Here is a 24,819-nt window from a genome sequence, read left to right on the forward strand (position 1 = left end):
TAACCGCACAAACACTTTATAAAACATCCCATCAAAAATAGTTTATTCGTTTATAAATTCACAAATACCATGTAAAATATACATAGGAAAGCGGAAGGGCCTTGCTAAGCTTTGAACCTATATAAGAAAAAGTGGCATTTCTTATATTACCAGGACCAGGCCCTGCAGCTGGACAATAGTAAAGAGAAGGGCCGTGATGATCGCGACAACATAAGAGGATTACCCAGGATTTATAACTAGAGACTAGGAGGTTTTTATATGGTACGATTCGGAATTATAGGGACAAATTGGATAACAGAACGGTTCTTAGATGCAGCTCAACAGGTAGAGGATTTTCAATTAACGGCTGTGTTTTCACGTACAGAAAAAAGAGCAGCAGAATTTGCATCGAAGTATAATGCTCCATATACATTTACGAGCATTCAGGAGATGGCGGATAGTGATCAGCTTGATGCCGTATACATTGCGTCTCCAAATTCTCTTCATAAAGAGTATGCTATTGCTTTAATGAATGGAAAAAAACATGTGTTATGTGAAAAACCTATGGGGTCAAATGTGCGTGAAGTGGAAGAAATGATCCAGGCAGCGCGGGACAATCAGGTTTTGCTTATGGAAGCGCTAAAAAGCAGCTTTCTGCCTAATTTTAAGGCTGTTCAGGAAAATTTACATAAAGTGGGGAAGATACGTCGATATATAGGCAACTACTGCCAATATTCTTCCAGATATGATACTTACAAAGAAGGTACTGTGCTAAACGCCTTTAAACCTGAATTTTCGAATGGATCTCTGATGGACATTGGAGTATATGGTATATATCCAATGGTGGTGCTGTTTGGCGAACCTAAAGAGGTAAAAGCAAATGGTGTAATGTTAGAATCCGGAGTAGATGGGGAAGGTACGGTTTTAGTGAAATATGATGAAATGGAAGGCATCGTTATGCATTCCAAGATTACCAATACAGAATTGCCTTCTGAAATTCAAGGTGAGAAAGGGAGCCTTATCATTGACCCTATACATAGGGCTGAACGAGTAGTATTCCGGGACCATCATGGAAATGAAGAAGATTTAAGTGTTCCACAAAAAGAGAATTCCATGTATGATGAAGCAAAGGAATTCATTTCGCTAATAAAAGAGAATAAATTGGAATCAGATATCAATACCTTTAAGAATTCCGTCACAACAGCCCGAATTATGGAGGAAGCGCGGAAGCAGGTAGGCGTTGTGTTTCCGGCTGACCAAAAATAGGAGATGTACGAAAAAGAGCATTTTCAAGGTGATTTGGAAATGCTCTTTTTTATTTCGGGACATTAAGCCTTGTCTATGTAATACGTTTATCACGCATTAACTGGCCGTAATACCCTCGCTTCAGGTTTTGAGGGTACCCAACAAGACTAAGTGGAGGATAAACGGCCATTAAATTCCTGATAAGTTCAACTAACCATCAGTGGGGGATGGAGAAAACCTCCACTCATGGAAGGTTCGCTTTATTTATTTTGCTCTAACTTCCATTTATTATATTCTAAAAAGCTTTTAAACTCCTCTTTGGAAACACCAGATTGCATGGCTTCCTGAACTAAGGTTATCCATTCCTGATCTAAATGTTCCTTTGACAGATTCTCTGTGCTGTCATGAAGAAAGGTATTTACCGATACACCTAAAACAGCAGAAATTTTTTCAAGAAACTGAATGGAAGGGTTGGATTGCAAATTCCGTTCAATGGAGCTTAAATATGATTTTGCCACACCTGCTTGTTCAGCTAGTTCGGAGAGTGACATATTTTTTTGTTCACGCTGCTTTTTTATACGTTCCCCTATCATCTTCTTCACCTTCCTTAGGCCTCATTATAACATAAAAACGTCCAGCTGTTTGATATGGAGAACGTAATTTTTTAAAAATTAAGTCTATACGACTAAAAGGGAACAGGATTGGTAAGAAATTTTTTTATCTCCTCCTCAGTAATACCTATTTCCAGCGCTTCCAGTATGAGTTCTACCCACTCAGGGTCAAGGCTTGTAAGCTGACTCATTCCATTGATTCCCCCTCTGCTCTAAGAATAAATACTTTCTCTTTTTTAAGTAAGACTTTCCCGAAACATGTTCTCTAGTCTATAGATACCATAAAGTAGTATATAAGACTTAAGATTAAAAGAATGGAATAAAATGTCGATGACAATATTACAAATATTTACATAATAACCGAGATTTATATTATATTATTAAAACCAGGGAAAAAATTTGAAAAGAGAGGGAACCTATCAAAGAAATATCCAAAAAAAGACTAAAACCATCCCTGAATTTGTCGAACGATTTTTTTAAAATGACCCCCATAAACAAAGGCGGACGCGGCCATTCTGATTTCTTAGTCACAAATCCGATATTTTAAAATGACCGTCCAACATAAAAAATACAGTGAATGTTTGCACTCACTGTATTTCATAAAATATACGGGATGTTATTTTGTAGCCTTCTGAAGCTTTGTGATCATTTTAAGGGATTTACCTGTTCCAATGGCTACACACTCCAGTGGTTCTGGTGCAATATGAACAGGTACATCGATTTCATTGGACAGCCATTCCTGCATGCCTTTAAGCAGTGCACCACCACCAGTCAGAGTAATTCCCTGATCAACAATGTCACCACTTAATTCAGGAGGGCAGCTTTCAAGGGTGGTCTGAATAGCCTCAAGAATTTGTTCAAGAGACTCCTGTAACGCTTTTTGAATCTCTGTTGAAGTTAACGCAATGGTCTTAGGTAATCCGGATACCATATCACGTCCGCGAACCTCCATGGTTTCTTCCGGATGGTCAATTAATGCGTAGCCAATTTGGATTTTGACTTGTTCAGCGGTCCGTTCCCCAATTAAGACATTGTATTTTTTCCGTACATGCTGAATGATGGCCTGATCGATTTTGTCCCCGCCAACCCGGGTTGACTGTGAGGAGACAATTCCGCCAAAGGAGATAATGGCAACTTCACTCGTACCTCCACCAATATCAACGACCATGTTGGAAACAGGCTCGTCCACTGGCAGACCTGCACCAATTGCAGCGGCAATAGGCTCTTCAATTAAATGAACATACTTAGCTCCGTATTCCTTTATTGCATTATGAATGGCGCGGCGTTCTACTGAGGTTGCACCTGTTGGAACACAAACGACAACAGAAGGCTTGCGTAACGAATGACCTAACTTTTTGCTTACCTTTTTCAGCATTTCTTTAAGCATCTGAGAAGTCACTTCATAATCAGCAATGACGCCATCCTTCATCGGACGAACAGGTACAATGTTTTGAGGTGTTTTTCCAATCATTTGCTTTGCTTCTTCACCTACAGCAAGTACGTTTTGGGTAGTTGTATCAATCGCAACCACAGCGGGTTCATTATATACAATGCCTTTATTTTTGGTATAAATAAGTAAATTAGCTGTACCGAGATCAATGCCAATTTCTGCTGATGAGAACATATCCTTTTCCTCCATTAGTTCTAGATTCCATGTATACTTAGTTAGTTTACCACTTTTTAATTATATATAAAAATTAAATATCTATAACAAAAAAATAACAGGGAGCATAGTCCCTGTAATAAAACTGGTTATTGTTGCTTGCTTTCCAATAAATTGGCAAGTACGTGTTTCTTATAGCTTTCGATTTTACGTTCTTCATAACGATTAACACCGATTTTCTTTAGTTCGTTAACGTACCAGCCTTTACTTCCGATATGCATGTGACTCATCCTTTCATCCATAATCACACTGAAGTATTTTCAGAGTCTAGGTTATTCTAACATTCATCCATGAATCTATGAAAGAGAAAACACCAGAAAATACCCGTATGAATTCTGGTAAATATCGTCTATAATTTTTAATAGAATGAATGAAGGGATTTATTATGAATGAAGACATATTTATCAGTGGAAGAAATTACGGAGCGAATGAAACACCTGCAAAATTCCTATGAAATCGATGAAGAGAAGTTTTACAAGGTAGTGGAAGCTTGGGCGAATAAAGACATGGATGTAGAACAGAAATTGCTGGCAAGCTTTCAGGAACTCCTTCAGGTTGTTAGTGGTGAAATGGAACAGATGGATGAAACGATGGGGATGAAACCTACCTGTCAAATGGGATGTGCCTTCTGCTGCTATTTTCCGATTATTATTTCAAAGATGGAAGCTAAGCTCATGACAAAGGCGATTGAGTGCTTCCCCCATGATCGTAAGGAAGCCATTACATCCCATTTAACAGCCTATTTTGAAAAGTACGGAGAAACACTGAAGACCGTTACTTCCCTTGACTACGAAGAGGATTCTGATTTCAAACGGAAATATATTCGCAGTCACGTGCCCTGCCCTCTTTTAAATACGGAAACAAACATGTGCATGGCATATGAAATCAGACCGATTCCGTGTCGGACATATGTGAACTATACAGACCCGAAAATTTGTGCAGAGAACGAAATGCCAGAAGAAACGATTAGTTTTGAATTTTTGTATAATGAATATATGGGAGCACTGAATGAATTTGTTCAGTTTTTATACGAAGAAGAGCATACGGCCTTTATTGACTATCCGGATGATCTGTTTTCCTATGATTATTTGCCGAATTGGCTAAAAGCCTGGAGTGAGGAGAAGTCTATATAGTGTGGAGGTGTATGAATGGATATTGGGTATATTCTTGCTGAAGAAAAAATCAAGACTTCCATTGATAAGGGAGAGCTGGATGACCTGCCGGGGAAGGGGAAGCCGTTGCCTGAGGATGATCTGGCCGGCGTATCTGAGGATTTACGTACAAGCTACCGGATGATGAAAAATGCCGGTGTCCTGCCAGAGGAAATGAAAATTAAAAAGGAAATGGTAACTCTTGAAGAATTAATGAATCAGACCCAGGATGAGAAGCTGCAGGAGGAATATAAAGAAAAGCTTACGGAAAAGCACCTTCATTATCAGTCTTTAATGGATAAACGAAGACTCTCCTCCTCACCGGCCTATCCCAAGTACAGAGGAAAAATTCAGAAGAGGTTTGGAATTCGATACTAGGGCGATTCGCTCTGGTTTATTTTTTTGTAAAAAAGGATGAAGGTCCATTTGCATGGCTAATCTATGAAAAAAGTCCTTCAGCACAGGCTGAAGGACTTTTAACAGGAATTTCACGATTTATTGGTTTTTCATTCGTCCCAATAAGGATAACATGGAATGGCCTTATTCCGTCGCAAGCGTCCGTATTTTTGCAAATTTGTCGTTTTTAAGCGGGACCTCGTTTGAAGTCGTTAACCATATTCCATACATACCGAGCTGAAGGGCCGGGGCGACTTCATTCATAAAGTTATCCCCGATGGAAAGCACCTGTTCAGGCTTCACATCGTATCGAGTTAAAACTTCCTTAAAATGCTTGTTTGTATTCATTGGCTTTAAAGCACTTGGGACAATATCGGAAAAAATATGGTCCAGGCCTAAAAATTTAAGTAAACGATGTACATCATCAATTTCACTGTTGGTTATCAACACAAGCTTTTTCGCTTTTGACAGTTCCTCTAAATATTGCTGCAGCCCTGGGGTGGGTTCAAGCATACCATCAAGATTTGCCATTTGTTCCTTTGTGCGTCGATAAGCCCATTGGGTATCTTCAACCGTCAGTCCGAAATGACGTGCAATGGAGTATGGCGGCCACCAGCCATCACCAATGGGAACAAAGCGCTGATAATCAAATTCGGATACAGACAGCTTTGTCGGTGCATCGTAAATATGTACCTGTTCATTGTCCCAATTTTGGGCATTCGTTAACTCTGTTGTGAACGGGTCCCAGGTCCAGATCACATCCTCCTGAACGTCATAGACTTTACCAATCGTCAAAGCGTGATCGCCTGCTAATGACTTCTGATAAAGCTCATCAAAGGCCTTATGGTGCTTTTCAGGGAGACGCTGTTTCAGGTTTTCGACCATTAAGGCAAAATGCTGGTCCCCCTCATATAAAGTCCCGTCCAGGTCAAAAATAATGACATCTGTTTTCTCAATAAACGAATTTAACATAACCTAGTTCCTTTCTTCATTCTTTTCGTAAAACCATGTACAATACATGATAACAGAATTATCTTAATTTTACATTGAAATAAAGGGTGATTAAAATGTGTGGACGTTTTACGTTGCTTGCGGAGGAACTGGAAATTCTGGAGGCTTTTGGTGTAGCTCATGAAATTGAAAACTACGAGCCGCGTTATAACATAGCTCCGGGACAATCTGTGCTCGCGATTGTCCATGACGGAGGGAAAAAACGGGCGGGATATTTGAAGTGGGGGCTTGTACCATCCTGGGCCAAGGATCCGTCCATTGGTTATAAAATGATAAATGCACGCACTGAAACGGCAGCCGGGAAGCCCAGCTTTAAACGCTTGATGGAGCGGAGACGCTGTTTAATTGTAGCTGACAGCTTTTATGAATGGAAAAAACTTGATCAAAAGACTAAGCAGCCGTTGAGAATTTCGCTGCAGGACCGTAAGCTATTTGCCTTTGCCGGACTGTGGGATCGTTGGAAGCAGGGAGATAAGGAAATGGTTACATGCACCATTATGACGAAAAGTCCCAACGAATTTATGTCAGAGATTCATAACCGCATGCCTGTCATCCTGCCGAAAGAAAAGGAAGAGGACTGGATAAAAAAAGAGTCACGTGATCCAATGGAAATGCAGAACTTTTTATTGGACCTGCCCAATGAAGATCTGACTGCCTATGAGGTTAGTACGTATGTAAACAGTGCGAAAAATGAGGGAGAAACGTGCATCGCTCCACTGGCCGATTAATAGGACTTATGGCCTTATGCCAATACTACTGACTAAGTTTATTAGTCAGTATATTTTTTGCTCAATTTTTGTAGGGTACCATTGTTAAAGAATCGTCTAAAAGATGTGAGTAAGTAGAGAAGGGAGGGGAGCAGGATTCACGATGAACCATTAATTGAAAGAGTGAAAGCGGGTCACCAGCAGGCTCTGCGTATGTTGATTGAAAAGTATAAGCACCATGTGTTCAAGGTGACCTACAGTGTAGCCAAAAATCAACAGGAAGCTGAAGACTTAACACAGGAAACCTTCATCAAGATGGTTGATGCGCTCCCCTCCTATCAGGCGCAGGGCTTTAAAACCTGGTTAAGTCGAATTGCTTATCATACGGCGATTGACTCCTATCGTAAGAAAAAGCGAAGGCAGGAGGATTTAACCTCCTTTGATGAGCCGATTTTCCAAGTGGAACAGGGAAGTAGTGCTGAGGCTGAGATGCTTAAGAATTCACAGAAGGAAAAGATTCGTGAGGCGATTGAGTCAATGCCGGTAAATTTTCGGGATGTGGTGTTTCGCTACTACATTCAGGAGAAGTCTTATGCTGAAATTGCCTTTGACTTAAATATAGCGGAGAAAACGGTGGAAATGCGGCTGTATCGGGCAAGAAAATGGATGCGCCAAAATTGGAAGGAGGATGATTTTTCATGAGTAATCACGTTGAATGGGAAGTCCTGCAGCAGTATGTGAAAGAGCAGCTGCCAGAAGAGCAACAGCTAAAAATTGAAGATCACCTCAGTGATTGTGACGTTTGCTTTCATCAGTATATGGACGTGATTGATGAATGGTCCGTTCCCTTTTCCGTTTCTGATTCATTTACGGATGAGACGATGGAAAAGCTGGCGATCGTTCAGCCTAATCAAATGAAAAACAAAGCGAATGCTTCTTCCAGAGATGTACATCGAAAAACGCTTGCTCATTATTTCCTGGCAGCCGGCTTAACGGTCTTACTTATGTTTTCAGGGGTTTTTGACATGCTGTTTAGCCTGGATGACCAAATCGAAGCTGATGATCCACCAATATCCGAAAAAATCTTGGAAGCCAATTATTTGAACACAGGAAATGGAAAGGAGGAGCAAGGAAATGAATAAATCCAGGTTATTTGCATTTTTGTTAGCTTTCATCCCCGGCTTTGGTCATATTTATTTACAGCGAAAAATCAGAGGAGTGCTCTACGGACTTGGATTTGCAGGTACACTGGGTCTGGCCTTTATTATTGCGGTGATGTCTCCTTATGGGTATGACTTTCTGGTGGCCTTATTATTCGCCTTTGGAATTTGGATCATCAATATGTTAGATATGGTGATTACATTATTAAGCGGGGCAGCTATTCCGGCGGACAGCCATACTGTTTCCGGTACAGATGGAAATAGCGTTCAACCACAAAAAATGGATGGGGATAAACAGGAACGTTTTCTGACCATCATTCTTTCCTTTATTCCAGGGGTTGGTCATTTTCACTTAGGTCTGAATTATCGTGGTTTAACATTTTTAGCTGGCTTTTTTGGCCTTGGTACGATGATTTTATTTGTGACGATTCTAACCGGACAGCCAGGCTTTCTGATTTTTGCGCTTGGTCTGCCAATCATCTGGATTTACAGCCTTTTTGATACGATCCAGCTGTTGAATAAACAGCAGAATGGAGAGGAACTTGTAGATCGCTCAATTATGGAGGATTTTGAACAGCAACGAGCAAGCGGCAGGAAGAGCAAAGCAACCACAACCGTTCTCTCGATATTTCCAGGTGCAGGTCATATGTATTTAGGATTGCAAAAACGGGGATTGCAGCTCATGATAGGATTTTTATTATCCATTTATATTCTTGATGTACTAAGGATTTCGCTGTTTCTCTTTTTAGTACCTGTCATCTGGTTCTTCAGCTTTTTTGACGCTTTACAACAGCAATCCCGACATGAGGTAGGGGAGGCGAAAGATATCCCGATTATTGGTTATTTTGCCAACCATCAGCGCTGGCTGGGGATCGGCTTAATTCTATTAGGCTTGTTCTTCATTGTGGATTCAATACTCATGCCGGCTTTTGGCCGATACATGATGGAAGCCTTTCAATTGGATATACGGTATTATTATCAGAGATATTTACAGCTCGTCATCGTTTGTCTGCTTCTCATCGGCGGCGGTATACGTCTTCTTATGGGTTCGAAGGCAAAGGATAAAGGGGGAGAGGATCAATGAGACAATGGAGGATCGGAACGTTTTCCATGGGTCTGCTCTTAATTCTATTAGGAGTGACTCTGCTTGTTGCCAATTTTGGGAATCCTGACATTGTTCAGGTAGCTATAGCCTGGTGGCCGATTATACTTGTCATCATAGGATTGGAGATTTTACTCTATCTATTTTCATCAAAGGAGAAAACTCCCTTCTTAAAATTTGATTTTCTATCGATTGTATTTATAGGATTTATTGGTTTTGCCGGAGCAGGTTTTTATTTGGCCGCATCATTGGGCATTACAGAGGAGATGGAAGCAGCTGTTCATCAGGAGGTAGACGCTGGTGCCCTTCCGATGATTGAGGAAGAGGTGCCGGATCACATTGAAAAAATCGTTATTTTCACAGATGCCGCACAGCCGGAGATTTTGACGCATAATAATCAGAATCTGGTTATTTTTGGGACCTATGAAACAACGATGTCTAACGTTACGATGGAGCCAAATGATATTGCGCAGGTAGTGGAAGTTGGAAATACATTATATGTTCAGTTTTTCCAGGGAGATTATCAGACGGGTCTGATTGACAAAAGAAATCGGATTCAGCCTAAGCTATCTGTTCCTGAAACGGTGGATATAGAATGGGCACATAATAGAAAAGGCACTCCTCTGGAAAAGGAAGTCCAAGCTGGTGCGGCCTGAGAAAAGAGGAAAAGACCAGATCATATTAATATGACCTGGTCTTTCTGATTATTGCTGAATTTTCCTCACTGCCCCCGTACCGGAACGGCTTCGTTCATGGAGTATTGCCCCTTCACAATTCTATACGGAAACACTCCCCGACTTCTTTTCCTCTTTCTCCTTTTGGGCAACCTTCCTGAACCGATTCGTTTCAGCAACGACAACCCCGGATAGGGCAAGAAGGCCGACTAGGTTAGGAAAGGCCATTAATCCGTTCATGACATCGGAAAATTTAAATACGACATCTACGGTTGTAATCGATCCAATGAAAATGAAGACGACGAAAACATATCGGTAAATTCGAACGCCACCTTCACCAGTCAGATATCCAATCGCTCTTTCCCCATAATAGGACCAGCCAAGGATTGTCGAGAACGTGAAGAATAGAACACCGAGTGTAACAATGTACATTCCGGCGTCTCCCAGGAACTGAGCGAAGGATGCACTGGTTAACACGGAACTGTCCATTCCACCATCATACTGACCAGCCATAACAATGGTAAGCCCTGTGATGGTACAGACCACAATGGTATCGATAAATACCTGAGTCATGGAAACTAAAGCCTGGCGCGCCGGATAATCCGTTTTGGCTGCGGCCGCTGCAATTGGTGCAGAACCGAGACCTGCTTCGTTCGAGAACAGACCACGGGCAACCCCGTAACGAATAGCAGCCCCAAGCAGACCACCAAAACCGGCCTCAAGACTAAAGGCTTCTGAAAAAATTAACCCAAAGGCCTGACCGACCAGATCAAAATTCATGACGATTAAGATAAGCCCGCCGGTAATGTAAAAGGCCGCCATGATCGGAACAAAGAATGCGGTAACTTTACCGATGACTTTAATTCCCCCGACGATAACAAGACCAGCTAAAACAGTAAATATGATTCCAGTAACAAATGGAGGCACATTAAAAGTATCTTCCAAGGATAAAGCGGCTGTGTTGGACTGGGTCATATTCCCGATTCCAAATGCAGCTAAGGAAGCGAAAACAGCAAAAGCCACACCTAATGCTCTTCCTGTTTTGTTATTCAGGCCCTTTTCCAAGTAATACATGGGCCCACCAGCCATAAGACCCTGCTCATTTTTGGTACGGTATTTTACCGCTAATAGAGCCTCTGCATACTTTGTGGCCATACCGACAAGTGCGGTAATCCACATCCAGAATACAGCTCCGGGCCCACCCGCTACAACTGCTGTGGCAACCCCGGCAATGTTACCTGTACCAATCGTAGCGGCCAGTGCGGTTGTTAAAGCCTGGTAATGGGTGATATCTCCTTCAGACTTTTTATCCTGCTTGCTAAAAACTAATTTTAAAGCATAAGGCAGGGTTCGAAATTGTAAAAATAACAGTCTGAAGGTTAAAAATAACCCTGTGCCAACGAGTAGAATGAGTAAGGGTGGCCCCCAGATCACACTACTGATATTGCCTAAAATTTCAGCGCCCTTCTCGTTGAATGTTTGTAAGCCAGCAATAAGACTATCCAATGGTTTCCCCCCTCAATTTAAATATAAGTGTCGTCCATATAGTAAATATTCTAAAAATTCGCATAAAATGTCAAGGTTATTTAGGAAAAAAGATATACTTTTTCTATTTTTATTAAAAATTTGATATATTAAAGGTGAAAAAATTGCTGGTAAAGAAGGTGACACAATGAAGATCAATGTTTTATTTGTTTGTCTTGGAAATATATGCAGATCACCAATGGCCGAGGCCATTTTTCGGCAAATGGTTGAAAAGGAAGGGCTTTCTGGCAAGGTGGAGACGGACTCTGCCGGAATCGGACATTGGCACATAGGTCAACCCCCGCACAAGGGTACACAGGAACTTTTATCCGAAAAGTCAGTACCTGTTGAAGGAATGAAAGCCAGACAAATTGATACGTCTGATTGGGACAAGTTTGAATATATTGTAGGTATGGATGCGCAAAATATAAGAGATTTACAGGCGCTCAGGAATACATCGGATCAGGTGGAAGTGAAACGTTTAATGGACTATGTACCTCATCCGAAAGAAAGAGACGTCCCTGACCCGTATTTTACTGGTAACTTTGATTACGTTTTTGAATTAGTTGAGGAAGGATGCAGGTATTTATTAAAGGATATTAAGAAGAAGTGGAATTTATAATAAGGAGGAAGAAAACGTGAAGCAAAATCGATGGAAACGTGGTATACTTATCGGCGCTGCAGTTGGGGCGCTTAGTTCTTTGTTTCATCGGGAAACAAGAGAAGGTGCCATAGCATTTGGCAGGGATGTAATGGATCAATTCAAAAATTATCGGGAGGATCCTTCTAAAGCCTTTGAGGATTTAAGAACAACCGTTGAAGGTATTGAGTATTATGCAGACTCCATTATTAAACAGCTGGATGATGCTGATCAGATGCTTGAAAAGAGACCTAAACAAAATTAATAACATGCGATAAAATTACTTTTCAGGGTGAATCTTATGATCCCAAAAATCCGCCGTTTTTTTAAAAGAATGTTTGATCGATATGTGGATGACGATGTTGGAGGGCGAGCCGCACAGCTTGCCTATTTTTTTCTGCTTTCCTTGTTTCCGTTTATTATCTTTCTGTTAACCTTAATGGCTTATATTCCTGTTACCGTTGAACAGATGATGTCCCTGGTGGGCAGCTATGTTCCGGGGGATACGATGAACTTTATTGAACAAAATATAGGTCAGTTGATGGATAACAAGAATGGACAATTATTATCCATTGGTCTTATCAGTACCTTATTTATCGCGTCAAACGGAATCAATGCATTAATTCGCGTCATCAATTTAACCTATGAAATACACCCTAAGCGTTCGTTTATTTCAGCGAGACTGATCTCAATGGTGCTGACCGTAGCGATGTATCTGGTCATCATTACGGCCTTGTTATTGCCGGTATTTGGTGAAGTGCTCGGTATTTATGTTTTTTCCTTTTTTGGCGCAGGGGATGAATTTCTTCGGGTATGGGAAGCCATGCGCTGGGTCATTTCGGCCATTGTTATGCTCTTTATTTTTATCTTCCTGTATAAAATTTCTCCTGAAAAACGTGTGACGTTAACCGAGGCTTTACCCGGAGCCATTTTTGCCACTTTCGGATGGCAGCTTGTATCCTTTATTTTTGCCTTTTATGTTGAAAACTTTGGCCATTATGATGCAAGGTATGGCAGTCTGGGGGCCATGATTGTATTGATGATCTGGCTGTATTTATCGGCGCTGATTATTATCCTGGGCGGAGAAATGAATGCTACCTTATATAAAATGAAAAAGCACAGGCGGGGATAAACGTCTGTTGCTAATGGGGATCATATGTGTATTATTGCTTTATTATAATGGGAATGCAAAAAAAGTCGGGAGCTACCTGAAAAGGATAATCCCGACTTTTATTCTTTCTATAACAAATTCGGTTTCGTAATGGCCTTTACGCTTCCTTCAGCATCCGCAATCCATTCAGAATCACCAGAATTGTACTTCCTTCATGACCGACAACCCCTAATGGAAGGTTCAGGCTCTGCAAAAAGTTGGATAGCAGTAAAATCGCAATGACAGAAATGGAAAAGATGACATTTTGTTTAACGATACGATTCATCTTTTTGGATAAGGATACGGAATAAGCGATTTTCGGTAAATCATTTTTCATCAGCACCATATCTGCAGTCTCCAGTGCAACATCGGTTCCTTCTCCCATGGCGATTCCGAGGTTTGAGGTTGCCAAGGCTGGTGCATCATTAATGCCATCTCCGGTCATGGCTACCGATTGATATTCGGTTTGTAATGCCTTCAGTTTTTCTACCTTTTCTTCCGGAAGACAATTTGCATAATACTCGGTAATCCCGCATTCTTCAGCAATCGCCTTGGCTGTTGTTTCATTATCCCCCGTAATCATAACGGTTTGAATGCCTTCATGATTTAGTGTGCGGATTGCTTTTATTGCATCTTCCCGAACGGTATCCTTCAGAGCAAATAAGGCTTTCACCTGATCATCAAGGGAAACAAATACAATCGTTTTTCCCTGTCCAGCCAGCTTTTCATGGATACCGTTGTAAAAGGCAGTTGCCTGCTCAGTGCCGATAAATTCTGCTTTTCCGATTTTCCAATTGGACCCTGAAATGCTGGCCGATATTCCGTTACCAGCCGTGTTAATCATGTCATCCACCTCAGCGGTTAAAGCAATATTCTGCTTTAGAGCATACTGAATAACAGCCTTGGCGAGTGGATGGGTAGATTCCTTTTCCATGGAACCAGCTATATTCAGTATGACATCTTTATTTTCATTGTCAGCTGCATAGAAGTCAGTTACTTCAGGCTCCCCATTCGTTAACGTGCCGGTTTTATCCAGGGCAATTGCTTTAATATGGGAAAGATTCTCTAAATGTACGCCACCTTTAAACAGAATCCCATGACGGGCGCCGTTTGATATGCCTGAAAGGGTGGCCGGCATAATGGAGGCAACAAGAGCACATGGAGAGGCAACAACCAGGAAAATCATCGCGCGGTAGAAGGTATCCTGCCAGGACCAGCCAAGCAAATAATGGGGCAGGAACATCATTAAGGCTGCACCAATAAGTACGATCTTCACATAGGTTCCTTCAAAGCGTTCAATAAAGAGCTGGGAAGGTGAGCGTTCGCTTTTCGCTGACTGAACGAGATGGATAATTTTCTGGAATACACTCTCATTAGGAGATTTGGTCAGTTCAATCTCAAGACTTCCATTTAAATTCACTGTTCCGGCAAAAACCTCATCCTCCAATTGCTTTTCCACCGGCATGGATTCACCAGTGATGGCGGATTCATCGATGGCTGTTCGACCGCGGGTAATTTTTCCGTCTGCAGGAATTCTTTCTCCGGCTTTTACGAAAATATTGTCCCCAAGCTGTAAAGCAGAAACAGGCACAACCTCCTCTTTATCACCATGAATACGAACGGCTTCCTCTGGCTGAAGCTTCATAAGGGAGGAGAGTTCTTTCTCACTTTTATTCATTGTATACGTTTCGAGTGCCCCGCTAAGAGCAAAGATGAAAATCAGAATAGCTCCTTCCATCCAGTAACCGATAACAGCAGAACCGATCGCGGCAATAATCATGAGCAGCTCGACATTCAAATCCTTATTATCTATGGTTTCTTCAATACCTTCCTTTGCCTTGGCAAATCCGCCGATCACAAAGGCAGATAAATATAAAGTGACCGTAATGGAATGGGGAAAATAGGATTCAGTCGCCCATGCAAATAATATAAGTACGCCGCTGAACAGGGCTGCAATAAGCTCAAGGTGCTCCTTTATCTTTGTTATCCAATTAAAAAATGGATGGCGCTTGGGTTGAGCTGTCTTTTCATTTACAGAATAAGATAATTCCATCCCGTATTCTCAACTCCCTTCATCTAATTGATAATGATTTTCGTTTACTAGATCCTTTTAACTTCAGATTTAACTGGTGAATGATAATAATTATCATTCGATTTATAGATTATAATAATTATTATTTAACTATTATTATCATAACACATATCAAGTGAAATTCAATGTAAAAGTTGAGGAATTCATGACGTTTTTCTAAACAAAAAAAGACTGATAAAAGGGAATGTCAGATCCCTTTTATCAGTCATGATCCTGCGATTATCACGCATGAACTGGCCGTAATACCCCCACTTCAAGTCTTGTGGGTAACCCAGCAAGACTAAGTAGGGATAAACGGCCAGTAAATTCCTGATAAGTTCAACTAACCATCAGTGGGGGATGGAGAAACCCCACACTGATGGAAGTTTCACTTTATACTGTCTGATTGGATGATGATGATACGTGGAGTTTTTCCTTCCTGGTGAAAATCGCAAGCCAGATGAGAAATAATGAAAGGGTAATCATATGGAAAAAGGACAGGCCAGGGAAATAGTCAATAAACAGACCGCCTAAGAAAGGTCCGATAATGCTGCCGAAGCTGAAGAAGATTCCGCATAGGATATTCCCTGCAGGAAGCAGATTCTTGGGTAATAAATCAGTCATGTAGGACACACCTAGAGAAAAGACCGAGCCCACGCACATCCCTGCCAGAATAAAGCTGATAAACAGTCCGATAATGGATTGTTCAACCACAGACGCCATGATAAAGATGATCATGCCGCCAGCTATAACGGATAGCAGCACTTTTCGTCTCCCGATTTTATCACTGAGAGCACCCAGAGGAAGCTGAGTGATGATACTGCCGCCTGCGAAACAGGGAAGAATATAAGACAGCATATCCACATCGTGACCGATTCTCATTCCGTAGACAGGGAAATTTCCGTGCAGCGACGCTTCAAGCAAACCATATGCAAATGGCGGTAAAAAGGCTACCCAGGCAATTTTTGCTGCCTGATAAAATCGTTTGAAGGAGCTTCGGTTGGAACGGAAATCGACTTCTTCATCTTCTGCAGACGGAAATTCATTACGTACCCAGAACATCAATGACCACACAAGGATACAAAGTATGGAACTAAGGATAAACGGTAAGGATTGATGAAGGTAAATAAGCTGAGTCATCAGGGGTCCAAGCGTAAACCCTGTTCCAAATGACAGCCCATATAATGCTATATCCCGGCCTCGTTTCTCAGGTGCACTCGTTGATGTAATCCAGGTCTGTGTACTGAAATTCAGCATTTGATCACCAATGCCGATGACTAAGCGCAAAATAAACCAGAACCAGAGTGCCTCCCATAACGTGAAGAAGAATAAGGAGGTGAATACCAGAGCTCCACCGATGAGAATCATAGGTTTAAAACCGATTTTGCGCAGTGGCTTTTCCATAAATGGGGAAGCAATTAATACCCCTATATAAAGTCCGGTTGCATGAAGGCCATTAATAGAAGATGAAACGCCATTCTGTTCTAAAATAATGGCAATCAAAGGAAGGAGCATTCCTTGTGAAAAACCGGATATCCCTACAAGTGAAACCAGTATATAGAAGCGGGTTCGTTTCGATACCATCCTTATTCCTCCTTTTTCTCTAATTTCAGCCTCTTGTATCGTAACGTAAATAACGGCTATGTCAATCAAAATCCATCACAAAGCATCGGGTGATGGTTAAGACTTATACTCATCTGCATAGATTTAATGGCACAAGATAAAAATAAGAGAAAAATTTAGGAAAGGCTGTGATGAAACGTATGAAAAAGAGCTTTTTCATGTTCCTGACGATTGTCTTCATAGCAACAATCATGTTTCCTGGTGTCTTGCTGGCTAAAGATGAGAAGACAGAGGATAAAGAGGATTCAACCAATAATTCCATCCCGAATCATGTATTGAATATATCTAAGGAAAATACTTATCCAAATACAAAGAAAGATCAAACCTATTTAGAGCCGAATGATCTGGCTAAAGAGTTGATAGACAGTTCCGAAGTCAAAGTGGAGAATCCTGAGTTTATCAAAATGTTAAATGAATCGTCTTTAAACCCTTCCAAGCTTGCTTTTGGTTATCGCGGGGAAATTTATCTTGGTCATTGGCCTCTGAATTATAAATCCGATGAATCAAGTATGAACTGGGAGTACCAGGAAATTAATGTGAATGTCCTGAATAATCTCGGTGGCGATGAAAAGAAATCCTTAAACTATGTGCAGGAGAAAGAAAAGAGAATTAAAGGCGGCTTAACCTCTAAAACAGAGCGTGCAAACGATGTGAAAAAAATGATTCAAATGAAGGCGCAATCCAGCACAGATCTGCCATTGTCCTTTGAGACAGTAGTGGGAACAGGTACAAAGAAGGATCAGACATATGGAGTGCCATCCAAAAAAGTAGGTTATTTACATGCCTTTGCACCTGCGTTAAATGAGAAGGGTGTCGTTACGTATGGTGAGGTTTATTTAATTTTAAAGGGCTCAAAAAAACGACTGGAAATCAGAAATGTAACAAAGCAGGGAATTGGAGCCTGGATTCCAATACAGGACCATGTATCGTTTTCCTTCCAGCTAAAGTCGAATTAACTCGCGATTTCAAACAATGATCAAAAAAAGTCCGCCATCCCTATTCATGGGAAGCGGACTTTACATCAACATGCTGCATCGCCATTTCAATATTATGATTATATAAAGTTTCCGCAATAATCATTCTCGCCTGTTTAGCGGCGGTGAAGTAAAAGATATCACTGGTTACTCCAATAATGGTAAACTTGTATCCCCGAAAGCTTTCGTTGAGAGAGGACATACCGTAAACCTGAAACTTTTCTATAGGCTGGTTATGCTGATCTTTTTTCAGATAATGGCTTAGTTCCTCATTTAAACGTTCACAGGCTTCCTCCAAAACCTGATAAACCCGGGTTGGATTTTCCTGAAAACTTGTGGTGATATTCTCAATGACACGCATATGGTCAATATTATAATTTTGTATGGAGTTCACCTGCCCGTTACTCATCGTGATGAGTTTCCCGCTCCATTCACGAATACGGAGAAAACGAAGGCCAATATCCTCAACTGTTCCTGTAAACTGATCGTTGACTGTGATAAAATCGCCTTTGTGCAATTGCTTCTCATATAAAAGGAAAACACCGGACAGGAAGTCACTAATGACGCTTTGGGCGCCCAGACCGATGACGATACCGGCAACCCCGGCACCAGCCAGCAGGTTTGTCACAGGAACATCGAAAACCGAGAGCGCAAATAGCACATAACCGAACGTAGCAGTGTAGCGGACAATGGAACGAATCATGGCTTCCAGCGTTTTTTCTTCCCGTTCCTCGATAAAGTTTGTTTTTTTAAAAAAGGTCCGTACGACTCGTGTAATAAATTTTACGATGACAACGGTGATAATCGCGCCAATGATAAGCTTTGTAATTCGTAAATCGGCAAAATCACTCCAATAGCCTTGAACTGTATTCCAAGCATCCATGGCTTATTCCTCCTTGCTGTATCATCAACGAATATTATACAGAAAAAAAGAAGGAAGCGCGAATGGAATCATAGAAAGAGGGTGAAGATCATGAATGAACAACAGGAAAAAATTACAGAACTCAGACAGCGCCTGGAGCAGGTGATGGAACGAATTGAAGGAGTCTCCCCCGACCAGATGACGGTCGACGATATTGATCAATTCATCGATATGCTCGATCAGCTTGAGGAAAAATGCAGATAAGTGGGGACTGTCCCCACTTTCTCTAAAGCACTAAAGGATTTTACTCAAAGGGTTGATTTTTTTGCGTTAATCCTTTATCATATTAAAACATTAGAGAGTTAGAGTGATAAAATATTAAATTCATAGATTGGAGAAGAAATGATGGCATCAGCAGTTATTTTCTCAGTACTTATTATGGTTATTTTAAGTTTATTACGTGTGAATGTTATGGTTTCCATTCTCATATCAGCCCTTGTGGCAGGAGTGATGACAGGAAATAGCCTGACAGAAACTGTTACTCTTCTTGTAAATGGAATGTCAGACGGTGGAAACACAGCATTGAGCTATATTCTATTAGGGGCCTTTGCAGCGGCTGTAAGTTATACAGGAATCACGAGTATTCTTGTGAAATCCCTCATCAGGGTTATTAGAGGGAAAAGAAGTATCATGCTTCTTACTTTAGCCATTGTGGCATCTTTTTCCCAAAACTTAATTCCAGTGCATATTGCTTTTATTCCGATTCTTATTCCACCTTTACTAATATTGTTTGACAAGATGAAAATCGACCGACGTGGAGTGGCGGCTGCGCTAACTTTTGGACTAAAAGCTCCATACATGGTGATTCCTTTTGGATTTGGGCTTATTTTCCAGAAGACGATTAAAGAAAGCATGGGTGAAAGTGGATTATCGGTATCAAAAACTGATATTACCCTGTCCATGATTATTCCTGTTGCAGGGATGGTTGTTGGTTTACTCATCGCTATATTCTTTACTTACCGTAAAGACAGAAACTATGAAACTAGTGGTGATACGCAGGATGTAGATCTAGAGAGTTTAAGTAATGTGAAATTTGAAACCAAACACTTTCTTACCTTAATGGTTATTGTTGCAACGATTACTATTCAGGCAATAACAAAAGATTTAGTGATTGGTGCATTGGCTGGTTTGATTCTTATGTTCCTATTTGTCGTTGTTCCGTTCAGAGAAGGGGAAAACATCATGACAGAAGGAATCAAAATGATGGGGATGATTGCTTTCATCATGCTTGTTTCGAATGGATTCGCAAACATATTGCAGGAAACAGGCTCCGTAACAGCTTTAGTTGAACAAACGTCCGGAATTCTTGGTGATAACAAGCTCATTATTGCCTTCATTCTGCTTCTGGTAGGTTTAGTCGTTACCATCGGAATTGGAACTTCATTTGGTACGATTCCGATTCTCGCGGCATTATATGTGCCTATTGCAAGTGAAGCAGGCTTTTCAGCTATGGCTATTGCAGCTCTTATTGGAACAGCAGGTGCATTAGGTGACGCCGGTTCTCCAGCATCCGACAGTACATTAGGCCCAACATCTGGTCTAAATGCCGATGGAAAGCACAATCACATTTGGGATACCTGTGTGCCAACCTTTACACACTATAACATCCCACTTGTCATATTCGGACTGATTGCGGCTGTCGTCCTATAATTTCGGGACTGTCCCCACATGCTTTAAAGCGCTAAAGGAAAGGTGGTTTTTCTGGTGAAGATCATTAGGGATTCTCAGGTGAATTTGGAACGGACGATATTAGATGAGCATGACGAGCAGTATGATGCAGTCAAAGGGATATTAAAACAGGTGAAAGACAACGGTGATCGAGCACTCTATGCATTAACGGAGCGGCTGGATGGTGTAAAACTCCCTGACTTATTAGTATCCAAATCAGAAATTATTGAAGCATATGGGACTGTGGAAAACAGCTTTGTCAATGCCATTAAGCAAGCTACCGCAAATATACGCTCCTTTCATGAAAAGCAGAAACGGCAAAGCTGGATGGATACGTCACCCAATGGCACCATTTTAGGCCAGCTGGTTCGCCCGATATCCAAAGCGGGTATTTATGTGCCGGGAGGAAGGGCTGCGTATCCTTCTTCAGTATTGATGAACGGGATCCCCGCACTGGTCGCAGGTGTTGAGCAAATCGTTATGGTCACCCCTCCGGATAAACACGGAATGGTTAACCCTGGCGTATTGATTGCAGCTAATGAACTTGGTATCAAACAGATCTATAAAATCGGGGGAGCACAGGCAGTAGGTGCGCTGGCCTATGGTACAGAGACCATACCAAAAGTGGATAAAATCACGGGTCCTGGGAATATTTATGTAGCCCTGGCCAAAAAAGAAGTGTACGGATTGGTGGATATTGATTCTGTAGCAGGACCAAGCGAAATCCTTGTGATTGCAGATGAAACGGCGAATCCACAGCTGGCAGCAGCGGATTTGATTTCACAAGCAGAGCATGACCCCCTTTCTACGGCAACTATGATTACAACTTCTGATCAAATAGCTAAACAGGTTCGTACAGAGGTCACCCGACAGCTTCAGAACCTTCCAAGGCGAGAGATTGCAGAAGCATCCATCGAAAACAATGGAGCCATTTATGTGGTTCCGGACTTGGATACAGCGGTTCAAATGACAAATGATTATGCACCGGAGCATCTGGAGTTACTTGTAAAAGAACCGTTTGAACTGATAGGCAAAATAAAAAATGCTGGAGCCATTTTCGTCGGTGAAAATAGCACAGAAGCGATAGGGGATTATTTCGCCGGTCCTAATCACATACTGCCAACGGGTGGAACAGCCAAATTTTCCTCGCCTTTAGGTGTGGATGACTTTATAAAAAAATCCAGCCTGATTTCCTACAGCAAAGCAGATCTGGATAAAAATGCTGAATCCATCGCAACATTGGCTCAGTTTGAACAATTACAAGGCCATGCAAATGCCGTCATTTTCCGAAAACAACGATCCTGATGCATGAAAATGCGCTACCTGCAAATGCTATAGGCAAAGAGAGAAAAGCAGGTGATGAGGATTGCGTGCATGGAAAATTCCGGTGATTATCCTGACAATGCTTTGTGTCATGATTAGTCCATGGTCAGAAGCGTTTGCTTATGATCAGACGGCTTTTGGCTGGGGGTATAAAAAGAATACGGAGCATAACCCGCCTGATGCAGGGAAATATGGAAAAATGCTTGATGAATATAACAGTTATTATGTTGATAAGTCCGGTGAAAAAGTTGTATATCTTACCTTTGATCTTGGCTATGAAGCAGGTTATACGGATATGATATTAGATATCCTGAAAAAGGAAAATGTACCTGCTGCTTTTTTTCTGGCCGGACATTACATTACCAGTGCCACTGATCTAGTCAAAAGAATGCATGAAGAAGGGCATGTGATTGGCAATCATTCGTACAATCACCGTGACTTCACCACCCTTAGTGAAGAAAAAATAAAAGAAGAATTAGACAAGATTAATAAAGAGCTTAACGATGCTATTGGGATTCGTCATACACAATTTGTCAGGCCGCCACGGGGGGATTTCAGTGAGCGAACCCTTGCGATAACTGAAGAATTAGGTTATACCAGCATTTTCTGGTCTTCCGCACTGGTGGACTGGGGCTCACAAAAAGGATGGAACACGGCCTATAAAAATATTATTGATCATATACATCCAGGCGCCATTGTTCTGTTACATGCCACATCGAAGGAAAATGCGCTTGCTCTTGAACATTTAATCCCTGAATTACGCAAGAGAGGGTATAAATTTAAGAGCTTGGAATACCTGCTCTGGAAAGAAGAGGTTGACCTTCCATACCAATTTCGTTAACGATGTTTGAAAGCTGTCTCCAATGGGGGCAGCTTTTTATTTGTATTTGGGAGAGTTATTTACTTCTAATTACTTCTGGCTTAAATTAAGGGATTCAGGCTGAATGAAGGCGTGATTCAATGAAAGCTGACAACTCCAGCTTGATTATTCTCAAAAAAGATGAATAAAAGAATGTATATATTTCATTCGCATATAGTTGGACGGATTATAAGAATTTAAGCTCAATCTTTATGAAAGCAGGTTTAATTATTTTAAAAAATGGATTAAAAAATTTGAAAATAGGTTTAAACCGCTATATTTTGGAGTGAAAAAGAAAATTCATGCTTAATTATTACAATTTGTGATGAATACGGCAACTCCAGGATGAATTCTGCACTCCAGAGGTAGAATTTTACTCCCTGAGAATGACTCCTGCACTGCACCCTGACCTCGAACCTTGGCCCCTAAGAATCCTGGTACCCCAACCCCTGGACACCTGGACATATGATGAAAAAGCAAGACAACTCCCTTCATAAAATAACGCATTTTTATGGTAAAATACGTCTAACACCGATTATAGAGGAGAATTCTTATGTGGACGAAAGAAATAAAGGTAAATGGAATGTTCGACTTTGACTATACCTTGCTTCGTTTTTCCTTTGACCCATTAGTTGACCTGAATCGTGAAGAGCGTTGGGTTCGAATTCCCCTGCGCCTTGGCACAGAAAAGCACATCGTAAAGGTACGGGCCATCGGTACTCCATATGAACCGTTTTTTGAGATACAGGGAAATGACGAGGCCAAGAAGGACAAGCTGATGGCTTTCATTAACGATATTTTCCTTTGGGATCGTGACCTAAGGCCCATTCAGCAGTTTTTTCAAAAAACAAAACTGGCACCGCTCTTTGAACAATACCCGGGTACTCCAATTGTCAAAGACTTTCATCCATTTGATTGCTTAATGAAAACCATTATTCATCAGCAGTTAAACATGACATTTGCTTACACATTGACTACTAGATACATACAAAACTTTGGGGAAGAAATCAATGGGGTATGGTTTCAGCCCACGCCGGAAAAAGTGGCCAGTCTGGATTATGATGCCTTGAGAGAGCTTCAGTTCAGTCAGCGCAAAGCAGAATATGTAATTGATACAGCACGAAAAATTGCAGATGGAAAGCTTGATTTGCAGAAGTTATCACGATTACCCGATGAGGATGTACTTAACATTTTGACCAAGGTACGAGGGGTTGGCCCATGGACCGTGGAAAATTGGCTCATGTTTGGCTTAGGCAGGGAAAATTTGCTGCCCGCGGCTGATATCGGTATACAGAATGCACTTAAAAAATTCCTTGGGAAAGATAAGAAACCGCACAAAGACGACATTTATCAAATGGGTGAAGAGTGGAGCCCTTATCGAAGTTATGCCTCTCTTACGTTGTGGAGAAGCATTGAAGGATAATGGATCATTTTCAGGATAACTTCCGGGCGCTGCAATAGATAGAGACTTTACGAAAAAGGGGAAGAGGAAAAATGGCGAAATGGACGTTTAACCATATTGAAACTATTGGACATATTACAGAGGATAATGATTTTTACAGACAGTATCACTATCCGGAAATGCTGATCCGTTATGATAGTAATTTTATAGAATTTAAGCAGATGCCAACGTTGGTGCAGTTAAAAGAGCTGGAGCAGAATATGCGTGAATTTCATCGGCAGTATAACCAGAGGCATCTTAAATTTGAGTTTCCCGATAATCAGAAGCCTGTTTTTGATGTAATGAACTATTTAAAAGAGAACAAGTATGATGTAGGCTTCCTGGAATTGTACTCAATTGAGCCTGATCAATTCCCCCGTGTAGAAAATCATCCAGATATTGAAGTGAAAGAAGTAACGGATGAGCTTTTCAATGACTTTATCAAACTTCAGTATAAACAGGATATTGAAAATGGTGAGGAATTTGCCAAGGGAAAAATACAATTAAATGAGCGTCAGCATAAGAATGACCAGTATATGAAGGTTGTCGCTTACTATAAAGGTAAGCCAGCAGGTACAATGAATGTAATTTTGTCGGAGCAGACAGTAGAAATTGATGATCTGGCTGTGCTTGAAGAACATCAACGTAAGGGAATCGGCTCCAGACTTCAGCGTTTTGTGATGGATCGCTTCCCGGAAAGCACAATCATTCTGGTTGCTGATGGAGAGGATACACCGAGAGAAATGTACCAGAAACAGGGTTATCAGTATCAGGGATTTAAGTATGAGGCGTTAAAAATTGAGAAATAAGAATGACATTGTACAACGATTTACCTTATTTATGTAACAAAAGGGGCTGTCATCTGACAGTCCTTTTTGTTACATATCGATTCAATCCTTCACTCCTTCATAACAGATAAATTGTA

Annotated in this window: 27 protein-coding genes; 18 read left to right on the forward strand and 9 right to left on the reverse strand. The window is 41.1% G+C overall.

Annotated elements, in window-relative coordinates:
* The first annotated feature begins 258 nt into the window (after nucleotides 1-258).
* On the forward strand, nucleotides 259-1,245 hold the full coding sequence (locus tag ACZ5OK_RS02340) for a Gfo/Idh/MocA family protein (RefSeq protein WP_343841901.1): 987 nt from the start codon (nucleotides 259-261) through the stop codon (nucleotides 1,243-1,245).
* Between the two features lie 239 nt (nucleotides 1,246-1,484).
* On the opposite strand, the gene ACZ5OK_RS02345 is transcribed toward ACZ5OK_RS02340, so the two are convergent.
* The 4 genes from ACZ5OK_RS02345 to ACZ5OK_RS02360 form a co-directional block, all read right to left on the reverse strand.
* The gene (locus ACZ5OK_RS02345; protein ID WP_343842213.1) at nucleotides 1,485-1,817 is read right to left on the reverse strand and encodes a helix-turn-helix domain-containing protein; all 333 of its coding nucleotides are present in this window, start codon (nucleotides 1,815-1,817) and stop codon (nucleotides 1,485-1,487) included.
* Nucleotides 1,818-1,909: 92 nt separating this feature from the next.
* A complete protein-coding gene (locus tag ACZ5OK_RS02350) occupies nucleotides 1,910-2,026 on the reverse strand; it encodes an anti-repressor SinI family protein (RefSeq protein ID WP_343841904.1) in 117 nt (38 codons plus the stop codon).
* A 425-nt stretch (nucleotides 2,027-2,451) separates the two neighbouring features.
* On the reverse strand, nucleotides 2,452-3,459 hold the full coding sequence (gene mreBH / locus ACZ5OK_RS02355) for a rod-share determining protein MreBH (RefSeq protein ID WP_343841907.1): 1,008 nt from the start codon (nucleotides 3,457-3,459) through the stop codon (nucleotides 2,452-2,454).
* A 128-nt stretch (nucleotides 3,460-3,587) separates the two neighbouring features.
* The gene (locus ACZ5OK_RS02360) at nucleotides 3,588-3,719 is read right to left on the reverse strand and encodes a YflJ family protein (protein WP_044163932.1); all 132 of its coding nucleotides are present in this window, start codon (nucleotides 3,717-3,719) and stop codon (nucleotides 3,588-3,590) included.
* 186 nt (nucleotides 3,720-3,905) lie between these two features.
* Here ACZ5OK_RS02360 and ACZ5OK_RS02365 point away from each other — a divergent pair, with 186 nt between their 5' ends.
* Together ACZ5OK_RS02365 and ACZ5OK_RS02370 are read left to right on the forward strand one after the other, a co-directional pair.
* Nucleotides 3,906-4,631 carry a YkgJ family cysteine cluster protein gene (locus ACZ5OK_RS02365; protein WP_464758356.1) on the forward strand — a complete coding sequence of 242 codons (726 nt, stop codon included), beginning with the start codon at nucleotides 3,906-3,908 and terminating at the stop codon, nucleotides 4,629-4,631.
* A gap of 15 nt (nucleotides 4,632-4,646) precedes the next feature.
* Nucleotides 4,647-5,027: a DnaJ family domain-containing protein gene (locus ACZ5OK_RS02370; RefSeq protein WP_343841912.1), complete on the forward strand. Its 381-nt coding sequence runs from the start codon at nucleotides 4,647-4,649 to the stop codon at nucleotides 5,025-5,027.
* 162 nt (nucleotides 5,028-5,189) lie between these two features.
* Here the strand turns inward: ACZ5OK_RS02370 and ACZ5OK_RS02375 are convergent, their stop codons facing one another.
* The gene (locus tag ACZ5OK_RS02375; RefSeq protein WP_343841915.1) at nucleotides 5,190-6,017 is read right to left on the reverse strand and encodes an HAD family hydrolase; all 828 of its coding nucleotides are present in this window, start codon (nucleotides 6,015-6,017) and stop codon (nucleotides 5,190-5,192) included.
* 95 nt (nucleotides 6,018-6,112) lie between these two features.
* On the opposite strand from ACZ5OK_RS02375, the gene ACZ5OK_RS02380 reads away from it, so the two are divergent.
* From ACZ5OK_RS02380 to ACZ5OK_RS02400, 5 genes are all read left to right on the forward strand, one after another.
* Nucleotides 6,113-6,784 (forward strand): SOS response-associated peptidase, encoded by a 672-nt coding sequence (locus ACZ5OK_RS02380; protein WP_343841918.1) that lies wholly within the window; start codon nucleotides 6,113-6,115, stop codon nucleotides 6,782-6,784.
* 162 nt (nucleotides 6,785-6,946) lie between these two features.
* A complete protein-coding gene (locus ACZ5OK_RS02385) occupies nucleotides 6,947-7,465 on the forward strand; it encodes an RNA polymerase sigma factor (protein WP_343841920.1) in 519 nt (172 codons plus the stop codon).
* The gene (locus ACZ5OK_RS02390) at nucleotides 7,462-7,905 is read left to right on the forward strand and encodes a hypothetical protein (RefSeq protein WP_343841922.1); all 444 of its coding nucleotides are present in this window, start codon (nucleotides 7,462-7,464) and stop codon (nucleotides 7,903-7,905) included. Before ACZ5OK_RS02385 ends, ACZ5OK_RS02390 begins: the two co-directional genes overlap by 4 nt.
* Nucleotides 7,898-9,007 carry a hypothetical protein gene (locus ACZ5OK_RS02395; RefSeq protein WP_343841925.1) on the forward strand — a complete coding sequence of 370 codons (1,110 nt, stop codon included), beginning with the start codon at nucleotides 7,898-7,900 and terminating at the stop codon, nucleotides 9,005-9,007. The genes ACZ5OK_RS02390 and ACZ5OK_RS02395 overlap by 8 nt, the downstream gene beginning before the upstream one ends.
* Nucleotides 9,004-9,681, forward strand: coding sequence for a LiaF transmembrane domain-containing protein (locus ACZ5OK_RS02400; RefSeq protein ID WP_343841928.1), 678 nt, complete (start codon nucleotides 9,004-9,006; stop codon nucleotides 9,679-9,681). The genes ACZ5OK_RS02395 and ACZ5OK_RS02400 overlap by 4 nt, the downstream gene beginning before the upstream one ends.
* A gap of 120 nt (nucleotides 9,682-9,801) precedes the next feature.
* On the opposite strand, the gene ACZ5OK_RS02405 is transcribed toward ACZ5OK_RS02400, so the two are convergent.
* Nucleotides 9,802-11,193 carry an alanine/glycine:cation symporter family protein gene (locus ACZ5OK_RS02405; RefSeq protein ID WP_464758759.1) on the reverse strand — a complete coding sequence of 464 codons (1,392 nt, stop codon included), beginning with the start codon at nucleotides 11,191-11,193 and terminating at the stop codon, nucleotides 9,802-9,804.
* Nucleotides 11,194-11,371: 178 nt separating this feature from the next.
* On the opposite strand from ACZ5OK_RS02405, the gene ACZ5OK_RS02410 reads away from it, so the two are divergent.
* The 3 genes from ACZ5OK_RS02410 to ACZ5OK_RS02420 all read left to right on the forward strand — a co-directional run bounded on the left by ACZ5OK_RS02410 (nucleotide 11,372) and on the right by ACZ5OK_RS02420 (nucleotide 12,995).
* The gene (locus ACZ5OK_RS02410) at nucleotides 11,372-11,845 is read left to right on the forward strand and encodes a low molecular weight protein-tyrosine-phosphatase (RefSeq protein WP_343841934.1); all 474 of its coding nucleotides are present in this window, start codon (nucleotides 11,372-11,374) and stop codon (nucleotides 11,843-11,845) included.
* A 16-nt stretch (nucleotides 11,846-11,861) separates the two neighbouring features.
* Nucleotides 11,862-12,128, forward strand: coding sequence for a YtxH domain-containing protein (locus ACZ5OK_RS02415; protein WP_343841936.1), 267 nt, complete (start codon nucleotides 11,862-11,864; stop codon nucleotides 12,126-12,128).
* A gap of 69 nt (nucleotides 12,129-12,197) precedes the next feature.
* Complete coding sequence (locus tag ACZ5OK_RS02420) at nucleotides 12,198-12,995, forward strand: YihY/virulence factor BrkB family protein (protein WP_343841938.1); 798 nt, start codon at nucleotides 12,198-12,200, stop codon at nucleotides 12,993-12,995.
* Between the two features lie 136 nt (nucleotides 12,996-13,131).
* Here the strand turns inward: ACZ5OK_RS02420 and ACZ5OK_RS02425 are convergent, their stop codons facing one another.
* Nucleotides 13,132-15,066 (reverse strand): heavy metal translocating P-type ATPase, encoded by a 1,935-nt coding sequence (locus ACZ5OK_RS02425; protein WP_343841940.1) that lies wholly within the window; start codon nucleotides 15,064-15,066, stop codon nucleotides 13,132-13,134.
* A gap of 411 nt (nucleotides 15,067-15,477) precedes the next feature.
* Nucleotides 15,478-16,668: an MFS transporter gene (locus tag ACZ5OK_RS02430; RefSeq protein ID WP_343841942.1), complete on the reverse strand. Its 1,191-nt coding sequence runs from the start codon at nucleotides 16,666-16,668 to the stop codon at nucleotides 15,478-15,480.
* A 179-nt stretch (nucleotides 16,669-16,847) separates the two neighbouring features.
* On the opposite strand from ACZ5OK_RS02430, the gene ACZ5OK_RS02435 reads away from it, so the two are divergent.
* Nucleotides 16,848-17,663: a YfkD family protein gene (locus ACZ5OK_RS02435; protein WP_425542228.1), complete on the forward strand. Its 816-nt coding sequence runs from the start codon at nucleotides 16,848-16,850 to the stop codon at nucleotides 17,661-17,663.
* A gap of 40 nt (nucleotides 17,664-17,703) precedes the next feature.
* Here ACZ5OK_RS02435 and ACZ5OK_RS02440 read toward each other — a convergent pair whose 3' ends face one another.
* Nucleotides 17,704-18,564 (reverse strand): mechanosensitive ion channel family protein, encoded by an 861-nt coding sequence (locus ACZ5OK_RS02440; protein WP_343841948.1) that lies wholly within the window; start codon nucleotides 18,562-18,564, stop codon nucleotides 17,704-17,706.
* Between the two features lie 90 nt (nucleotides 18,565-18,654).
* Here ACZ5OK_RS02440 and ACZ5OK_RS02445 point away from each other — a divergent pair, with 90 nt between their 5' ends.
* The 6 genes from ACZ5OK_RS02445 to ACZ5OK_RS02470 all read left to right on the forward strand — a co-directional run bounded on the left by ACZ5OK_RS02445 (nucleotide 18,655) and on the right by ACZ5OK_RS02470 (nucleotide 24,703).
* Complete coding sequence (locus ACZ5OK_RS02445) at nucleotides 18,655-18,807, forward strand: SE1561 family protein (protein ID WP_202925668.1); 153 nt, start codon at nucleotides 18,655-18,657, stop codon at nucleotides 18,805-18,807.
* Between the two features lie 141 nt (nucleotides 18,808-18,948).
* Nucleotides 18,949-20,253 carry a Na+/H+ antiporter family protein gene (locus tag ACZ5OK_RS02450; RefSeq protein ID WP_343841952.1) on the forward strand — a complete coding sequence of 435 codons (1,305 nt, stop codon included), beginning with the start codon at nucleotides 18,949-18,951 and terminating at the stop codon, nucleotides 20,251-20,253.
* A 54-nt stretch (nucleotides 20,254-20,307) separates the two neighbouring features.
* Nucleotides 20,308-21,576 (forward strand): histidinol dehydrogenase, encoded by a 1,269-nt coding sequence (hisD, locus tag ACZ5OK_RS02455; protein ID WP_343841955.1) that lies wholly within the window; start codon nucleotides 20,308-20,310, stop codon nucleotides 21,574-21,576.
* Nucleotides 21,577-21,637: 61 nt separating this feature from the next.
* Complete coding sequence (gene pdaA, locus ACZ5OK_RS02460; RefSeq protein ID WP_238389606.1) at nucleotides 21,638-22,435, forward strand: delta-lactam-biosynthetic de-N-acetylase; 798 nt, start codon at nucleotides 21,638-21,640, stop codon at nucleotides 22,433-22,435.
* A gap of 571 nt (nucleotides 22,436-23,006) precedes the next feature.
* Nucleotides 23,007-23,876 carry a DNA-3-methyladenine glycosylase family protein gene (locus ACZ5OK_RS02465; RefSeq protein ID WP_343841962.1) on the forward strand — a complete coding sequence of 290 codons (870 nt, stop codon included), beginning with the start codon at nucleotides 23,007-23,009 and terminating at the stop codon, nucleotides 23,874-23,876.
* Between the two features lie 71 nt (nucleotides 23,877-23,947).
* On the forward strand, nucleotides 23,948-24,703 hold the full coding sequence (locus ACZ5OK_RS02470) for a GNAT family N-acetyltransferase (RefSeq protein ID WP_343841965.1): 756 nt from the start codon (nucleotides 23,948-23,950) through the stop codon (nucleotides 24,701-24,703).
* Nucleotides 24,704-24,819 lie beyond the last annotated feature (116 nt).

Source organism: Salinibacillus aidingensis (genome assembly GCF_055393355.1).

Excerpts from the sequence above, each read along its gene's own strand:
- ACZ5OK_RS02445 (WP_202925668.1), top strand. The coding sequence starts at position 18,655 with ATGAATGAACAACAGGAAAAAATTACAGAACTCAGACAGCGCCTGGAG.
- ACZ5OK_RS02470 (WP_343841965.1), top strand. The coding sequence starts at position 23,948 with ATGGCGAAATGGACGTTTAACCATATTGAAACTATTGGACATATTACA.
- ACZ5OK_RS02400 (WP_343841928.1), top strand. The coding sequence starts at position 9,004 with ATGAGACAATGGAGGATCGGAACGTTTTCCATGGGTCTGCTCTTAATT.
- ACZ5OK_RS02345 (WP_343842213.1), bottom strand. The coding sequence starts at position 1,817 with ATGATAGGGGAACGTATAAAAAAGCAGCGTGAACAAAAAAATATGTCA.
- ACZ5OK_RS02440 (WP_343841948.1), bottom strand. The coding sequence starts at position 18,564 with ATGGATGCTTGGAATACAGTTCAAGGCTATTGGAGTGATTTTGCCGAT.
- ACZ5OK_RS02465 (WP_343841962.1), top strand. The coding sequence starts at position 23,007 with ATGTGGACGAAAGAAATAAAGGTAAATGGAATGTTCGACTTTGACTAT.
- ACZ5OK_RS02340 (WP_343841901.1), top strand. The coding sequence starts at position 259 with ATGGTACGATTCGGAATTATAGGGACAAATTGGATAACAGAACGGTTC.
- ACZ5OK_RS02350 (WP_343841904.1), bottom strand. The coding sequence starts at position 2,026 with ATGAGTCAGCTTACAAGCCTTGACCCTGAGTGGGTAGAACTCATACTG.
- mreBH (WP_343841907.1), bottom strand. The coding sequence starts at position 3,459 with ATGTTCTCATCAGCAGAAATTGGCATTGATCTCGGTACAGCTAATTTA.
- ACZ5OK_RS02425 (WP_343841940.1), bottom strand. The coding sequence starts at position 15,066 with ATGGAATTATCTTATTCTGTAAATGAAAAGACAGCTCAACCCAAGCGC.
- ACZ5OK_RS02420 (WP_343841938.1), top strand. The coding sequence starts at position 12,198 with ATGTTTGATCGATATGTGGATGACGATGTTGGAGGGCGAGCCGCACAG.
- ACZ5OK_RS02410 (WP_343841934.1), top strand. The coding sequence starts at position 11,372 with ATGAAGATCAATGTTTTATTTGTTTGTCTTGGAAATATATGCAGATCA.
- ACZ5OK_RS02395 (WP_343841925.1), top strand. The coding sequence starts at position 7,898 with ATGAATAAATCCAGGTTATTTGCATTTTTGTTAGCTTTCATCCCCGGC.
- ACZ5OK_RS02370 (WP_343841912.1), top strand. The coding sequence starts at position 4,647 with ATGGATATTGGGTATATTCTTGCTGAAGAAAAAATCAAGACTTCCATT.
- ACZ5OK_RS02390 (WP_343841922.1), top strand. The coding sequence starts at position 7,462 with ATGAGTAATCACGTTGAATGGGAAGTCCTGCAGCAGTATGTGAAAGAG.
- ACZ5OK_RS02430 (WP_343841942.1), bottom strand. The coding sequence starts at position 16,668 with ATGGTATCGAAACGAACCCGCTTCTATATACTGGTTTCACTTGTAGGG.
- ACZ5OK_RS02380 (WP_343841918.1), top strand. The coding sequence starts at position 6,113 with ATGTGTGGACGTTTTACGTTGCTTGCGGAGGAACTGGAAATTCTGGAG.
- ACZ5OK_RS02375 (WP_343841915.1), bottom strand. The coding sequence starts at position 6,017 with ATGTTAAATTCGTTTATTGAGAAAACAGATGTCATTATTTTTGACCTG.
- ACZ5OK_RS02360 (WP_044163932.1), bottom strand. The coding sequence starts at position 3,719 with ATGCATATCGGAAGTAAAGGCTGGTACGTTAACGAACTAAAGAAAATC.
- ACZ5OK_RS02435 (WP_425542228.1), top strand. The coding sequence starts at position 16,848 with ATGAAAAAGAGCTTTTTCATGTTCCTGACGATTGTCTTCATAGCAACA.
- ACZ5OK_RS02450 (WP_343841952.1), top strand. The coding sequence starts at position 18,949 with ATGGCATCAGCAGTTATTTTCTCAGTACTTATTATGGTTATTTTAAGT.